Source organism: Solibacillus sp. FSL R7-0682 (assembly GCF_038005985.1).
GTDB lineage: Bacteria > Bacillota > Bacilli > Bacillales_A > Planococcaceae > Solibacillus.
In genome coordinates, this window is sequence record NZ_JBBOUI010000001.1 from 2,733,498 (window position 1) to 2,748,816 (window position 15,319).

Below are 15,319 nucleotides of genomic sequence, written 5' to 3' on the forward strand. Positions count from 1 at the left end.
GAGAGGTAACAATGCCAAAATATACAATTGTAGATAAAGACACATGTATTGCTTGTGGCGCTTGCGGCGCTGCTGCACCAGACATTTATGATTATGATGATGAAGGAATTGCTTTCGTTATTTTAGATGATAACATGGGTACTGCTGAAGTTCCAGAAGATCTATTAGAGGATATGCAAGACGCATTCGAAGGCTGCCCAACGGATTCTATTAAAGTGGCAGAAGAAAAATTTGATGGCGATTCTTTAAAATTTGAATAATATGTATGTTAGCAAAACGATTCTTTAATTTATTGATTAAGGAATCGTTTTTTTTTGCGGAGTTTTATAGTTCATGATGCACTTCAACCATTTTAATCATATCCCTTTACAAAAAACTTATTGCACATCAATTTCACGAATGTTATAGTTATTTCTAGTAGCAGGTACTAATAACAACTAACTATTCTAGGGGTGTAGGGATGGATTTATTACAATTACAGGGAAAGAATATTGTCGTAATGGGTGTTGCCAATGAACGTAGTATTGCATGGGGGATTGCAAAACGATTATTTGATGTTGGGGCAAATGTTATCTTCACTTATCGTAAAGAGCGTTCAAAAGGAAAAATTGAAAAATTATTAGCTAATTATTCAGAGCATACAACGGCAATTGTTGAATGTGACGTCAATAGCGATGAAAGCATCAAAAAAGCGTTCCAAGAAATCGGGGAAACGTTTCAAGTAATTCATGGAATCGTGCATTCAGTTGCTTTTGCAAATGCAGAAGATTTACACAACCGATTTTTTGAAACAACCCGTGATGGATATGCATTCGCTCAAGATACAAGTGCCTATTCTTTAATTGCAGTCGCAAAAGCAGCAAAACCATATCTGGCAGAAGGTAGCTCAATCGTAACGATGTCTTATTTAGGAGCAGAACGTGTGCTTGAGGGATACAACGTAATGGGCGTAGCTAAAGCAGCATTAGAAGCTTCAATGCGTTATTTAGCAGCAGATATCGGCGCGGATAATATTCGTGTGAATGCTATTTCTGCTGGAGCTATCCGCACATTGGCTGCAAAAGGGGTGCCAAGTTTCAATCAAATTTTGCATAAAATTGAAGAAACTGCACCACTAAAACGTAATACAAATCAAGAAGAAGTCGCAGATATGACGATCGTGATGCTTAGTCATCTTTCTCGTGGAGTCACAGGTGAAACGATCTATATTGATAGTGGCTATCATATTATGGGTTAATCGTTGGCGATTTCACTTCCTCTGTGAAATCGCTTATTTTTTATAATTTATATAATGCATTTTTGCAAATAAAACCAAATATTGTTTACATTACATTATCAAAAGTGTAAAATTACACAAAACGAGTAAAATTACTTCTATTTAGAGAGGAGAGCAACATGGAAAAAGAAGCAAAAATACTCGAACGAGTTATAGAGCTTGAAAAGGAAGTTCTGCATTTACGTTCGGAGGTGAACCACTTAAAGCAACACATAAAGATTGACGTCTTTGAACCAAAAAAGGTGAATCCCACTCCACAAAATTCAAATGTAACACCACTTAAACTGGAACAAGATGAGGTATCCGATAAAATTCCTGCACAACCAGTTGAACCGGTACTTCAAAAGGAAAAACGATCACTTGAGGAAATTTTTACGCGTGCGTTACCAAGAATTTTTACGGTCATTTTAGTACTAGGGGTACTTTGGGGGTTAAAGCTAGTAAGTGATTACGGATTTTTATCTGACAGCATTAAAATTATTTCAGGCTTTATATTATCACTTGGGCTAATTACTTGTGCATTTGTTATGGAAAAAAAGCAAAAAGGTTCGCATATTGTGGCGCTTTCAATTTATGGTGGAGCTTTTATTGTAGGAATATTAACAACCGCTGCTGGAGCGATCATATATGATGTGCTCGGTCTTTATACCGCCCTCATCATTGCGCTCATTTATATCGTTTACGGTGTCGCAATAAGCTATTTGAAGAGCAATGAAGCATTAACAGTGCTCGTCATCTTCACTTCACTCTTGCTACCGTATTTATTAGAATACATGAATTTTGACACGAAGATTATTGGCATTTTTATTGTCCTGCTATTTACTGGAGTGCAAGTCGTTATTGTAAAACACGCACAGCGTAAAGCACTTTATATCGGCATGGCTTTTTCAGTTTTAGCACTTACTATCGTTTCAGGATTTCATATGGAACAAAGCGTCTTTTTTGCTGTAGCTCTCGTTGTACTATATAGCGTATTTTTAGTAAGCTATTTGCATTTGTATCGCAAAGAAAGCAAGCGCAATGCAGCTATGCTATTTAGCTTTACGATCTTTATATTAACAACGATGAACAGTCTACTATTTACTAAAGAAACAACACTTACGATAGTGTTATTGATAATGTTTGGCATTTTAAGCTTTGCAACGTATGTCGTATTTAAGCGTAAGTATAAACTGCTCATTGATATATTCGGGACGTTAACTTTGCTGACGTTACTAAATGTAATTGCACAGCTAAATATTTCTCGAGACTTTATTTTATTATTACTTGTCATTGTGGCGTTTGCAGGTCTAATGCTTGCCATTAAGCATGCAATTACATTTATGAAGTGGGTTTATAGCCTAATCTTTACTCTCCTTGGGCTAATAGTTTTAGTTTTCTGTAACGTACAACCCTTTTTATCAATCGAGCATGTGACATTACTTGTTTTAATCGTGCTGCTCGTAATACTTTATCTAGCACTTCGTCACTTTATTGTATTGACTGTTGAGAAAACGAATTTTATGCTTTCGAGTGAAGATGTGTTTCCAATAATCATTTATTTTACCGTGCTCGTTTACATTTGGAAAATCGACCTGGCATATATGCCCACTTACTTTACGACGTATATGTTGTATGGAGCGATTGCGATTTTCTTTGTGACTACACTCATTATGAAACACCATATAGTTGGTCGACTACTACCATTAATCGCCGCTACTGTATACGGTGTAGCTGGACTTAAGCTATTCTCGAGCATCTGGATAGATGATCAAACTGTCATCATAGCTCTTGTTATGCGCCTCATTTATATCGGTCTTCTATGGGCAATCCTTGTTGATGCCTGGAAACAGGGGGCTATTTATAAAAATTACGCAACCATTTTCGAGCGTTACACGGAGCAGTTAACAATTGCAGGAATGATTGTTTCAGTCATTGTGATGTTTAACTTAACAAGTTATATGGATTGGCATGATCTAATTAACTGGAACTCAGCGGTTATTATTAATACGGTATCAATTTTTATTGCCGCTTGCTTATCGCTTTATTTGGCTGCTATACGTAGTAGCTATCGCAACTTAAAGCTAACAGGCATTGGATTATTATTTTTCGGCATTATAAAAATGATTTTCTTCGACCTTTCGGCACTCGACTTACTAATCCGCTCAATTTCTTTCATCATCATTGGGGCAATCGGGTTAATAATTTCGAATAAGTTATTAGTTAAGGAAAAGAAATAACGTATAGCGAAGGAAACTTTAAAAGTGCCACGCAAATAAAATCACATATAATTAATTTAAGAGTACACGTATTAAATGAAGGTATAGGTGTGAACGTACTATTTTATAAGGTAGGTAATGACATGAATATTATCGCACATCGTGGAGTAAGTGAAAAATATCCTGAAAATACACGTATCGCTTTTGAAGAGGCTGCAAAATTAAATATTTGGGGTGTTGAATTTGATGTTCATGTAACGAAGGATCAAGAGCTTGTTGTCATTCATGATGAATCTCTTAATCGTACATCTAATGGCAAAGGTTTCGTAAAAGACTTTACGCTTGCGGAATTAAAACATTTGGATATTGGAAGTTGGTTTGCCCCTCAATTTGCAGGGCAACAAATATTAACATTACGTGAAGTGCTAACAATCTTCCGACCAACTTCACTTCAAATAAATATAGAATTAAAAACCGATATTTTTGAATATGAAGGAATAGAGCAGCTCGTTGCAGATGAGATTCAAGCACTTCAATTAGAAAATCGAGTATGGATCTCTTCCTTTAATCATGAAACAATTGCACGCTTTAAAAAAGTAAATCCGAACGTCAAAACTGCTTTATTGTTTTCATCGCTCATTACCGACTTAGAGGAATATGTTCGTATTTCTAATTGTGACGCTATTCATATTCACTACTATCACTGCCTTCGTCACATTATTCAACAGGCAATTGCCAATGGACTGATCGTACGTGCTTATACAGTGAACGACAAAACGATTGCATGCCAATTGGCAGCTGCCGGTATGAAAGCGATTTTTACGGACCGACCTAGTGCATTTTTATAATCTACTCTACTAAGAATTGCGCTTTTAAAAAAGAGAACTTCTGTTCAATGAAGTTCTCTTTTTTATTGCAGTTTGGCAAAATGATTTAATTTTTGAAAATGTTTAGTAGCTAACGTGAAGTATGGGAATGTATTTGTTTGTATCTGATTTAAAACTTGATGAAAGGTATTAAAAGCTAGCTCATATTGCTCACGTGTTATTATATTATTTTCAAGCGCAACTTGTAACTCATCCTGGTCTTTTTCTATGATTTCCCCTGTTGGTAAAACAATAATATCTAAAAATAGGTCATCCATGAAGGCTTCCCCATTTTTGATGCCATTTTTATAAGTGATGTCTATATACCATTGAATGATATTATTATGGCTATCGAACATAGTTGTTATTGCAAAATGCTCATTTAACGGTAATTGATAAAGCCAAGAATATTGATGATCAGCAATACATATCTCTTTTTCTAAATACTTTACAACAAGTGGCTGAGAAACTTCCTTCATCTTCAGCAAAGAAATATATCCATAAAACCCCTCTTCATCTATTTGTAATTCCTTGTATTCTCTACTTACAATTCGTTTCCAATCATTTCGATGTAAATAACGTCTTTTCATAGCTTCCCCCTGTTCTTTTTTATTTAGCAAACATTTGTACAATGCTTACTATTAGCGAATTTACATTAAAAGAGGCATTGAATTTCCCACATAGTTGAAATTCCAATACCTCTTCTTTATTCGTTATCCTTGCTAGACAATTTCATGATAATACATCGCGTATAAATCATTTAATGTTACTTTCCCAAACGCAAAATCATTCATCTGTTTGTCCACTAAAAATGCAGTAAGATCACTTAAATGTGTGGCTTCCGAGCTAGGTAAATGAATAAGTGTCATATCATTTACAAGCGTTTCAAACTTAAGCTCAGGATAGACCTGTTTCATTTGTTCTCTTGTATCTTCCGGCATTTTTTTCACTCGAATCGTTTTAATACTTGCCTCACTAAAGCCGTTTACGATTAAATTCGCATCTACTAGCTTCCCTTCACTAAATAGGAAAATTCGATCTGCATACTTTTCTAAGTTATCAAGCAAGTGGGATGCGATAATGATCATCTTACCTTCTGCTTTTTTCTTCATTAAAATTTTTGATATAACCTCTACATTATTTGGGTCTAGACCATTCATTACCTCATCCATCATCATTATTTCTGTATTTGCCACGATTTGCATCGCAAAACATAAGCGCTGGCGCATTCCTAATGAATACGTACCTGTTTTTTTGTTCACATAATGCCCCATATTAAGGGCTTCAATCGTTTCATCAATCAGCTTCATATCTGACTTCCACATTGTTGCAAACATTTTTAAATGTTCTCGACCACTAAGGTGATTGTATAGATCACTTTGATCTGGCATCATTGACACAAACTGATGAATTTTCACTTCATTTGATTTACTTGAATAGCTTAATCCTTTATCAAAAATAACTTTTCCGCTCGTTGGCTGTAAATAGTTCATTAAGACATTCATTAAGGTTGATTTGCCAGTCCCGTTTGGTGCAACAAGACCAATTAACTCCCCTTGTTCAAATGTAATTGAAATATCATTTAATACTTTCTTTCCACCAAATTGAACCGTAATATTTTGGATATTTATCATTTATCTTCCCCCTTATTTCACTAGCTTAAATCGTTTATTAAATGAAATTAGCAGCGTAATAATTAGTACAACTATTGCGAAAATTAATAACAGCTGTAACCCTAAACGGTAATCAAGCCCCTCGCTAGCAAAGTAAAAATTTTGGTATTTTGAGATAATCTTACCGACCTGTATATAAGTCGTTGGATAAATTTCAACATCCCAAAAATAGCCGACACCGCGACTTGTGTAAAAACGCTCTCCAAAAATTAAAAGTACTCCTACAGCTAAATTCAACATCTCAAGGCGGAATAGTACACTGCATAGCAATACAACACTTATTATTACGACAAACCATAAAATCAGTAATACGAGTGACTGTGTTAAAAATGTACCAAGCGTCATCATTTCAAATAATCCATCCTCGCTCCATGTCATCTGTAGCAGTGGTGAATATACCGGAGACGGTAGCTGAAAGTGCCCAAAGCCTGATTGAATACCGATAATAATAAAACCGATAAGTAGCGGGAGAAATAATGCCAAGCTCCCAATTACAGCAACGCTCATTTTCACAAGCAGCTTCTTCCAATCCGCAATTGGGAAGCCCTTTAAAACGGAAGGATGAAGACGATCCTTCGTGACAATGTCAATTGCTAAAAGTAGTGCACAAATAACTAAAATTATAGGTAAAAACCCTTTCAATAATCTTTCAAGAGTTTGTAGGGCTGTACGCTGTTCAAAAACTTCAAATGACAATTCATAATCGGCTTTTTCAAATGCTTCATAGCGCACATATTGATCTAACGCATTGAAAAGACCATCTACATTTGCAAATTCTCGATCCTTCACATAATAGCGCTCATTGTAAGAAAGATGCTCATTATAATACGTCATATAATTCATTTTGAAGTACCAATCACTTGTAATTTCAGCATATTTTTGCAAATCATTGGCATCAAGTGCATTGAGTCTTTCTTTATCCATTGGATTGATTTCACTAAACATAAAATAAGCATCTACTGTAACAGGGTGTACTTCCCAAAGATCTCGTCCTTGTATTCCATCAATAAATTCCTGACGTGTTAAATAACGTGCCTCAATCTCCTCATAATCTACCTTTTCAATTGGATCATAGGCAGGAGCTACTTTGAAGGCATAAAAAATTGCAGCAAATGCGAGTAAAAAGTAGATAGCTAAATTTTTCTTGTTCGTAAAAAATTGCTTAAATTCAAATTTCAAATAGCCCCACATGTCGTTCCCCTCCTATGCTCTTTTAATTTTCCCTGTTGAGAAAAATGTTTTAATGATAAATAGCATAATTAGGATACAAACGCCCATAATTAGCATGCCTAAATTCATCGTAATATCAACCGGCTTCACTAAATCAATTGGCATACCCTTTAATATTTCATTAAAGTTCATGAAATGGAATGGATTGTATGGAAATAAGCTAATAAGCGATGGGAAGATTGTAGGTAAAAAGAACATGATAAAATGAACAAATAACGTTAAATACATGTTTTTCAGGAGCACGTTTAATATGATTGAGAGTAACATTACAAATAATGAAATAACAATCATATAGCCAATGCAACGTGCAATATACCCTGCACTTGTGATGAGTGCTGCTTCATCTAAATATACTTTTACAGGTTCAAATGGGTCACCTAGCCCATTAAATAATAGCGGTGTAGCACAAACAAAAATGAGTGCGGTAAAGGCCACTACATATAAAAAAGCAATTACACATTTTGATAAGATATAATGGTCAAATCGCACCGGATAACCTTTAATAATGCTGGAATGTTCAAAGTCATCTAGTAATATTGAGCTCGTATAAAAACTAATAAATATGTACCAACCTGCTCCAACTAAACTAAAGAAAAACAATAAAAATGGAATGTAGTAAGATAAATTACTTACACTAGCCTTTCCTTCGTCAAGCATCGTTTTAAAATAAAGCAAGTTCATTGCGTTTTGAAGTTTTGAAGGAAGGAGATTGGATACTTTTTCATATTCCTCCAAATCAAATGCTTGTTGACGTAGCTCCGCTATTCGTAAAGACGCTTCATAATACATTGGATAGTCTTCTACGGTTAATGCTGCAATTTGTAAGGCAATTGCACTTTTTTGTTGTGTTAAGTTTTTAAATAAGTTACTTCCATCACCATTTACCGAAGCATCCTGTACTTGGAACTTTGAGAGTACAGCACGTGAATTATAGTAATCGCCCTTTTTCTCATTAAGTTGATCCCCTACAGACTGCGCTTTAATAAAGAACATGCACCCAAATACAATTAAAGCGACAACAAGTAGTGCTACAATATTCTTTCGATTTGTGCGTTCAATTAATAATCCGACCTTTAAAGCTTGAAACACTCCTCATCTACCTTTCTATATTTAATTTCGATTATTCTAATACTTTAATAGTATAATGTTCTTTTCCATTTTTTTCAATATTTTAAAAATACTAAAAACCGTTAGAGATTTATCTAACGCCTTTAATAGCAATCCCTATTTAATTAATCTAAAGCGATTCGATAATGAAATAAGTAGTTTAAAAACAAATAGGATGACTGCACTTATTAACAGTAATTTCAAACCGAGCACGTCATGCAACCCTTTACTTGTAAAATAGAAATTTTGATATTTCGATACTATATTTCCTACCTGTACATAGGAAGTTGGGTAATATTCGACATTCCAGAAATATCCGACTCCGCGACTTGTGTAAAAGCGTTCTCCAAAAATAAGTAATGCACCTACCACCATGTTGAGCAACTCTTGGCGCAATAAAATACTACATAATAGTACTGCTGAAACGACGACTACCATCCAAGCCGCTAATAATAAGAAGCAACGGAATAAAAACATCCCCATTGACATATAGACAAATTTGCCTTCTTCATTTGCAATCATGTCATAGCCATATACAGGAACTGGTAAGTCAAAATTTCCAAAACCAAATTGGAAGCCAACAATCAGCAACCCAACAATAATTGGGATCCACAGAAGCATACTACCAATTAATCCTATACATGCCTTTACGAATAACCGCTTCCAGTCTGCAATTGGAAAACCTTTTAAAATTGATGGATGACGACGATCTTTCGTCACGATATCAATTGTCAGTAGTAACGTGGCAATTAAAATAATGTATGGTAAAGGTCCTTTCAATAAGCGTTCTAATGTTTGAAGTGCCGTTCGTTGCTCCAAAATTTCAATCGTTAAATCGTACCATACACGTTTATACGCATCATAGCGCTGAAATTGTTCAAGATAAGCATAATAAGCTTCATCTTCAGCAAATCGTCGGTCGTCCATATAATAGCGTGGATTGTATGCTAACAAATCGTTACGATAAGTATAGACATTTGTGTAAAAGTACCAATCCCTTGTTGCTACTACATATTTGCGTAAATTACCGTCATCAAGAGCTTGTAGACGTTGCTCATCATATGGGTTCAAGAAGTCAAATATACTGACAGCGTACTGAACAGAATCATGATATTCACTTAAATTTTTACCAAACATCGAGTCTAAAAACTCCTCACGAGTTAAATACCTCGCCTCAATTTCATCATAATCTACCTTTTCTATCGGGTCATAGGCTGGCGCAAGTTTAAACACATAAAAGATCGTCACAAATGTTAGTAAAGCGAACACTGCAATATTTTTTTTGTTTGTAAAAAATTGCTTAAATTCAAAGTTAAAATATCCCCACATAACTGTCCCTCCTTACACCCGTTTAATTTTTCCTGTTGATAAGAAACGCTGAATGATTACTAACATCAACACAATACAAATGACAATGACCATAAGTCCCTGATTCATCGTAATTGATGTCGATTTCTCTAAATCAACTGGAAGCCCAGATAAAATGTCATTAAAGCTCATAAAATTAAAAGGATTGTAAGGGAATATACTAATTAGCCTTGAAAATACAATTGGTAAAAAGAATAAAATAAAGTGGATAAACAGCGTTAAATACATATTTTTTACTAAGACGTTCAAAATAATCGACAGTAGCATAACAAAGACAGAAATTACGATCATGTATAGAATTGCACGTCCAATGTACGAAATACTTGAAATAAGTGCCGGATCACCTAAAAACACACGTACAGGTTCAGTCATATCACCAAAGCCACTTTTTAAAAGTGGCAATGCACATATAAAGATGAGGGCAATAAACACGACCACATAGCCCAACGCAATGATACATTTCGAGATAATGTATTGGTCAAAGCGCACTGGATAACCCTTCATCAAACTCGTATGTTCAAAATCATCCAATAAGATGGAGCTAGTATAAAAGCTAATAAAAATATACCAACCAAAGCCTGCAATACTAAAGAAATAAAGTAAAAACGGTAAGTAATGTGATAAATCACTAATTCCTTGTTTTTCGGAGTCCACTAGCCATTTAAAGTACATATAGTTCAACGTATTTTCCAGCTTTGTTGGCAATAAATCTGCCACTTTATCATAGTCCTCAAGATCAAATGCCTCATTTCGAAGCTCTGTTGTACGCATCGAAGCCTCATAATAGAGCGGATAATTCTTCATTGTTAACCCAGCAATTTGTAACGCAATCGACCTATTTTGCTCGGTCAAATTTTTATAGAGATGACTGCCATCTCCATCTTCGGATGCATCCTTCACCTGAAACTTTGATAACGCAGCACGCCCATTGTAAAAATCACTCTTCTTATCATCAAGCTGCTGTCCTACCTCTTGTGCCTTAATGAAAAACATCATTCCAAATACGAAAACAGCAACAGCCAACAGTGCTACTAAGTTTTTACGATTTTTACGTTCAATCAGTAGCCCAATCTTCAACGATCGAATCATAAATAACCACCTTTATTTTAAATTTTTGGAATATTATGTATCTAGTTTCAGAGTAATCTAATTATTCACCATTTACAATGTCAATACTGAAAAACCACCAGAGCACGCTACCCTGGTGGTTTCCATTTCTCACATGAAAATGTTATTAAACTCTTAATACATCTTCAAATATTGGTCACGTTCCCACTGTGTTACAGTTGTGCGGAACATATCAAATTCTACTTCTTTCGCTTCTTTGAAGTTTGCATAAATATGTTCGCCTAATGCATCTATAATTACTTGGTCACGTGCTAGTGTAGCTAATGCTGCATCTAAAGAACCTGGTAAACTATCGATTCCGCTTGCAGCGCGCTCTTCTGCGTTCATTACGTAAATATTACGGTCAACTGGTGCTGGTGGCTCAATTTCGTTTTTCACACCATCTAAACCAGCTGCTAAAATTACCGCCATTGCTAAATAAGGATTAGCAGATGGGTCAACTGAACGTAATTCAATACGAGTTGATAGTCCACGAGACTCAGGAATACGTACTAGTGGAGAACGGTTTTTTGGTGACCATGCAACGTAGCAAGGTGCTTCATAGCCCGGTACTAAACGTTTATAAGAATTTACCGTAGGATTCGTTACAGCTGTAAAGCCTTGTACGTGCTTTAATACACCCGCAAGGAAGTTTTTAGCAGTTTTTGATAATTGTAAATCTGCTCCTTCATCCCAGAATGCATTTTTATTTCCTTGGAATAATGATAAGTTAAAGTGCATCCCAGAACCGTTTACACCGAATAATGGTTTTGGCATAAATGTAGCATGTAAACCGTGTTTACGTGCTATTGTTTTAACTACTAATTTAAAAGTTTGGATGTTATCGCAAGCTTCAATTGCATTCGAATATTTAAAGTCAATTTCGTGCTGACCAGGTGCTACTTCGTGGTGAGAAGCTTCGACTTCAAAGCCCATTTCCTCTAACTCTAATACGATATCACGACGGCAGTTCTCACCTAGATCTGTTGGAGCTAAGTCAAAGTATCCACCATCATCATTTAACTCAAGTGTTGGAGCACCTTTTTCATCTAATTTGAATAAGAAGAATTCAGGCTCTGGTCCTAAGTTAAAGTCTGTAAATCCAAGTTCCTCCATTTCCTTTAGCATACGCTTTAAGTTTGAACGAGGATCACCTTCAAATGGAGTGCCATCCGGACGAGCGATATCACAAATTAATCGAGCAACTTTACCCTTTTCAGCAGTCCATGGGAAAATCATAAATGTATCTAAATCTGGGCGTAAATACATGTCTGATTCTTCAATACGAACAAACCCTTCAATCGATGAGCCATCAAACATCATTTTGTTATCTAATGCTTTCTCTAATTGACTAACTGGAATTTCAACATTTTTGATAGTACCTAAAATATCTGTAAATTGTAGACGAATAAACTTAACGTTTTTGTCTTGAACGATTTTTTTAATATCCTCTTTAGTTAATTTGCTTGTTCCACTTACCACTGTATTTGTCATTACTCAACACTCTCCTTTATTGGTCACTACTCATTTTTATACTGAAAGAAACGCGATAAATCGCCTTGACGTAGCGAAGTTTTTTGCAAACGTTGCGCCTGCTGCATTTCTTCACGTAATATTGCTCGTAATTCTGCATCCGACATTTGATACGTGTCAGAACTTCTAACATAATCATCATTCCGCATTGCAAACACTTTTTTAATGCCTGCCATATTAATGCCCTGGTCTAGTAATTCTCTTATTTCTAGCAAAGCATCAATATCATCTAAAGAAAACATCCTCCTGTTCCCTTCCGATCTTGCGGGGACGATTAATTCATGTTCTTCGTAGTAGCGAATTTGTCTTGCCGTTAATTCTGTTAATTGCATGACCATGCTTATTGGCAATAACGGCATTGCTCTTCGAAACTCTCGACTCATCATCTCGCCTCCCTTTCTTAATACTTACTTTAATCTAATGTTAGTTACTTTGTCAATTCAATGTTATAAAAACTAACATACAGATATTAGATAGCTTTTATCTAATATTTCGAACATTTATTTCCATAAAATAAGCAATCCATGTTACCTTTAAAGACAAAAAAAAGCTGTACGAATGCATTTTCATTCGTACAGCCATCCCTAACCTGTTATTCTTTTAGCGAAACCGTTTCTCCCGCTCGAACGAGAGATGGGCTTAATTTTATACAAAGTGTGACAACAAGCATTAATAAACCTGTTCCAATTAATATGTGTTCTACTGCTACAATATCCGCTATAGGACCAAATATCAACATTCCGAGAGGCATCATCGACGTAGAAATCATACCAAACACACCAAAAATACGCCCTAAATAGTTAGGGTCTACCTTTTCTTGTATAATCGTCATCGTAGGAGTATTAAATATTGGCATCGCAAGTCCAAATAAGCCCATTGCGCTTAAATATAACCAAAAGACTGGGATCAATCCTAACAACACTGTACATACACTCATAACAACACCCGCAAACATCATTGTATATACTCGATTTTTAAATCCACCCCACGTGGCAATAATTCCACCACCTATTACCATCCCAATCGAAAAAGCAATTTCTATTGCAGTTAACCGCCAAATATCATCCCCAAAACTCCGTGTAACCTGGAGTGGCGTAAGGAAAGCGGCAGGTGCCATCATGATAAATAATAACGCGAAGAAAATAAAGAAACTCTTCAGGAAATCTTTTTCACGGATATAAGCAATACCTAATTTGAAATCTTCTAAATAACTTATACGTTGATTTTCTGTTGCTTTTTCATGTAAAGGAATTTTCAATAATGTAACTAACACTAAAATGGCAATCGTTGCTGTGACAACATCTATGAAAAAAATCAATTCCATCGTCGTAAACGATAACAATGCTGCACTTACCATTGGTGATATAAACATGATAACCGCTTGAATCGTCCCATTAATACCATTAACTCGCAATAAATGCTTCTCAGGTACGATTTGAGGTAATACCGCACCTACAGCTGGTGTTTGAATTCCTGTTCCTATAGCACGAATCGAAGCCATTATAAATAACAACCAAATCGATTCATACCCCAATAAATATAATATTGCTAAAATCAAAGTGGAAATAGCAATCAATCCGTCCGCATAAACAATCAGTTTCTTTCGATTAAATCGATCCGCCCAAACACCTGCGACAGGTGATAATAAAAACGTTGGGATAAAGCCGCAAATAATATAAATCGTCATCATAATACCCGATTGCGTCGAAAGTGTAATATACCACATCATTGCATATTGAACGAGCGATGAACCAAATAATGAAATCGTTTGACTACTTAAAAATAGTGTTACATCTCTTTTCCATCTTTCCTTTTGTAAACTTGTTGATACGGTCACACATTCACCTCATTTCTTTTAATAATAAATCCTTACTCTTTAATGTTCACTACTAGATTATACATCAATACATTTCCTTCTAAATACTTATCGAATTAATACTTATATACAAAAATCTTATTTAATATCACTTTTTTCAACTATTTTATTTGCGAAAAAAAGAATTTCAATAATTATTCGTGTATACTTATAAACAATCGAATAGTAGGAGGAGTATTATGGCAAGTCAAGGGGTAGCTAAGTCAATTGGACAAAAAATCATCATTATTATTGGCGGTCTAATCGCCGCTTACGGATTAGAAGCTGTTTTAATCCCAAATAACGTATCAGATGGAGGGGTTACAGGAATTAGTATCGTGATATCACAAGTCACACCGATATCTTTAGGAATATTAATTGCTGTACTTAACATTCCATTTATTTATTTAGGCTATAAGCAAATCGGAAAAAGCTTTGCCATTAATTCGGTAATCGGTATTGCATCATTATCGATTGGTACATCATTAATGCACCACGTACCTACAATTATCGAAGGAGATGCGTTATTAATTACTGTAGTCGGAGGGATCATCCTTGGGCTAGGAATGGGGTTAGCGCTTCGTAACGGTGGAGCATTAGATGGAATCGATATGCTCGCTGTTTTACTATCTAGAAAGCTACCATTTGGAACAAGTGATTTAATCTTATTTTTAAATTTCTTCGTATTCATTGTTGTATCTTTAGTATTCGGCTTTAAAGGGGCCTTACTTTCTGCAATTGCTTACTTTATCGCTTCAAAAGTAATACACATTGTGGAAGAAGGTTTAAGTGGCTCTAAAACATTTAAAATTATCACAGTTGAGCCAGTAGAAATGGTCGAAACAATTCGCGATCGTTTAGGTCGTAGCGCAACGTTCAATACGGTACAAGGTGCTTATTCAAACCAAGAATTTAAAGAAATTACATGCGTCATCAACCGAATGGAAGAAAGTAAAATGAAGGCAATCATCCGCGAAATCGATCCGAACGCTTTCGTAACGATTTATGAAGTTGTCGAAGTTAAAGGTGGTAACTTCCAAAAGAGAGACGTCCATTAAGTTCAAACATAAATGCGGTAGCAGCACAATATTTTGTGCCGCTACCGC

The 15,319-nt window shown here is 35.4% G+C and carries 14 protein-coding genes; 5 read left to right on the forward strand and 9 right to left on the reverse strand.

Going from position 1 to position 15,319, the window contains the following annotated elements; all coding sequences use genetic code 11:
- Positions 1-11: 11 nt before the first annotated feature.
- The 4 genes from MKZ17_RS13895 to MKZ17_RS13910 all read left to right on the forward strand — a co-directional run bounded on the left by MKZ17_RS13895 (position 12) and on the right by MKZ17_RS13910 (position 4,322).
- Positions 12-260, forward strand: a complete 249-nt coding sequence (locus MKZ17_RS13895) for a ferredoxin (protein ID WP_340724325.1) — start codon at positions 12-14, stop codon at positions 258-260.
- Between the two features lie 200 nt (positions 261-460).
- Complete coding sequence (locus MKZ17_RS13900; RefSeq protein ID WP_340724326.1) at positions 461-1,237, forward strand: enoyl-ACP reductase FabI; 777 nt, start codon at positions 461-463, stop codon at positions 1,235-1,237.
- Positions 1,238-1,395: 158 nt separating this feature from the next.
- A complete protein-coding gene (locus MKZ17_RS13905) occupies positions 1,396-3,495 on the forward strand; it encodes a DUF2339 domain-containing protein (RefSeq protein ID WP_340724327.1) in 2,100 nt (699 codons plus the stop codon).
- Between the two features lie 89 nt (positions 3,496-3,584).
- Positions 3,585-4,322 (forward strand): glycerophosphodiester phosphodiesterase, encoded by a 738-nt coding sequence (locus tag MKZ17_RS13910; RefSeq protein WP_340724328.1) that lies wholly within the window; start codon positions 3,585-3,587, stop codon positions 4,320-4,322.
- A 62-nt stretch (positions 4,323-4,384) separates the two neighbouring features.
- Here MKZ17_RS13910 and MKZ17_RS13915 read toward each other — a convergent pair whose 3' ends face one another.
- The 9 genes from MKZ17_RS13915 to MKZ17_RS13955 all read right to left on the reverse strand — a co-directional run bounded on the left by MKZ17_RS13915 (position 4,385) and on the right by MKZ17_RS13955 (position 14,195).
- Positions 4,385-4,930, reverse strand: coding sequence for a DUF402 domain-containing protein (locus MKZ17_RS13915; protein WP_340724329.1), 546 nt, complete (start codon positions 4,928-4,930; stop codon positions 4,385-4,387).
- Positions 4,931-5,062: 132 nt separating this feature from the next.
- Positions 5,063-5,974: an ABC transporter ATP-binding protein gene (locus MKZ17_RS13920; protein WP_340724330.1), complete on the reverse strand. Its 912-nt coding sequence runs from the start codon at positions 5,972-5,974 to the stop codon at positions 5,063-5,065.
- A 12-nt stretch (positions 5,975-5,986) separates the two neighbouring features.
- Positions 5,987-7,204: an ABC transporter permease gene (locus tag MKZ17_RS13925; protein WP_340724331.1), complete on the reverse strand. Its 1,218-nt coding sequence runs from the start codon at positions 7,202-7,204 to the stop codon at positions 5,987-5,989.
- A 12-nt stretch (positions 7,205-7,216) separates the two neighbouring features.
- Positions 7,217-8,332, reverse strand: coding sequence for an ABC transporter (locus MKZ17_RS13930; protein WP_340724332.1), 1,116 nt, complete (start codon positions 8,330-8,332; stop codon positions 7,217-7,219).
- Positions 8,333-8,467: 135 nt separating this feature from the next.
- Positions 8,468-9,679 carry an ABC transporter permease gene (locus MKZ17_RS13935; RefSeq protein WP_340724333.1) on the reverse strand — a complete coding sequence of 404 codons (1,212 nt, stop codon included), beginning with the start codon at positions 9,677-9,679 and terminating at the stop codon, positions 8,468-8,470.
- 12 nt (positions 9,680-9,691) lie between these two features.
- Positions 9,692-10,807 carry an ABC transporter gene (locus MKZ17_RS13940; RefSeq protein WP_340724334.1) on the reverse strand — a complete coding sequence of 372 codons (1,116 nt, stop codon included), beginning with the start codon at positions 10,805-10,807 and terminating at the stop codon, positions 9,692-9,694.
- 153 nt (positions 10,808-10,960) lie between these two features.
- Entirely contained in the window at positions 10,961-12,319 is a 1,359-nt protein-coding gene (glnA, locus tag MKZ17_RS13945; protein WP_340724335.1) for a type I glutamate--ammonia ligase, read from the reverse strand.
- A 26-nt stretch (positions 12,320-12,345) separates the two neighbouring features.
- On the reverse strand, positions 12,346-12,741 hold the full coding sequence (locus MKZ17_RS13950; RefSeq protein WP_340724336.1) for a MerR family transcriptional regulator: 396 nt from the start codon (positions 12,739-12,741) through the stop codon (positions 12,346-12,348).
- A 209-nt stretch (positions 12,742-12,950) separates the two neighbouring features.
- Positions 12,951-14,195, reverse strand: a complete 1,245-nt coding sequence (locus tag MKZ17_RS13955) for an MFS transporter (RefSeq protein WP_340724337.1) — start codon at positions 14,193-14,195, stop codon at positions 12,951-12,953.
- A 218-nt stretch (positions 14,196-14,413) separates the two neighbouring features.
- Between MKZ17_RS13955 and MKZ17_RS13960 the strand changes: the two genes are divergently transcribed.
- Positions 14,414-15,271 carry a YitT family protein gene (locus MKZ17_RS13960; protein ID WP_340724338.1) on the forward strand — a complete coding sequence of 286 codons (858 nt, stop codon included), beginning with the start codon at positions 14,414-14,416 and terminating at the stop codon, positions 15,269-15,271.
- The last annotated feature ends 48 nt before the right edge of the window (positions 15,272-15,319 follow it).

Coding starts and splice junctions, on each gene's coding strand:
- MKZ17_RS13900 (WP_340724326.1), top strand. CDS start 461: ATGGATTTATTACAATTACAGGGAAAGAATATTGTCGTAATGGGTGTT.
- MKZ17_RS13895 (WP_340724325.1), top strand. CDS start 12: ATGCCAAAATATACAATTGTAGATAAAGACACATGTATTGCTTGTGGC.
- MKZ17_RS13915 (WP_340724329.1), bottom strand. CDS start 4,930: ATGAAAAGACGTTATTTACATCGAAATGATTGGAAACGAATTGTAAGT.
- glnA (WP_340724335.1), bottom strand. CDS start 12,319: ATGACAAATACAGTGGTAAGTGGAACAAGCAAATTAACTAAAGAGGAT.
- MKZ17_RS13905 (WP_340724327.1), top strand. CDS start 1,396: ATGGAAAAAGAAGCAAAAATACTCGAACGAGTTATAGAGCTTGAAAAG.
- MKZ17_RS13920 (WP_340724330.1), bottom strand. CDS start 5,974: ATGATAAATATCCAAAATATTACGGTTCAATTTGGTGGAAAGAAAGTA.
- MKZ17_RS13940 (WP_340724334.1), bottom strand. CDS start 10,807: ATGATTCGATCGTTGAAGATTGGGCTACTGATTGAACGTAAAAATCGT.
- MKZ17_RS13935 (WP_340724333.1), bottom strand. CDS start 9,679: ATGTGGGGATATTTTAACTTTGAATTTAAGCAATTTTTTACAAACAAA.
- MKZ17_RS13960 (WP_340724338.1), top strand. CDS start 14,414: ATGGCAAGTCAAGGGGTAGCTAAGTCAATTGGACAAAAAATCATCATT.
- MKZ17_RS13925 (WP_340724331.1), bottom strand. CDS start 7,204: ATGTGGGGCTATTTGAAATTTGAATTTAAGCAATTTTTTACGAACAAG.
- MKZ17_RS13950 (WP_340724336.1), bottom strand. CDS start 12,741: ATGAGTCGAGAGTTTCGAAGAGCAATGCCGTTATTGCCAATAAGCATG.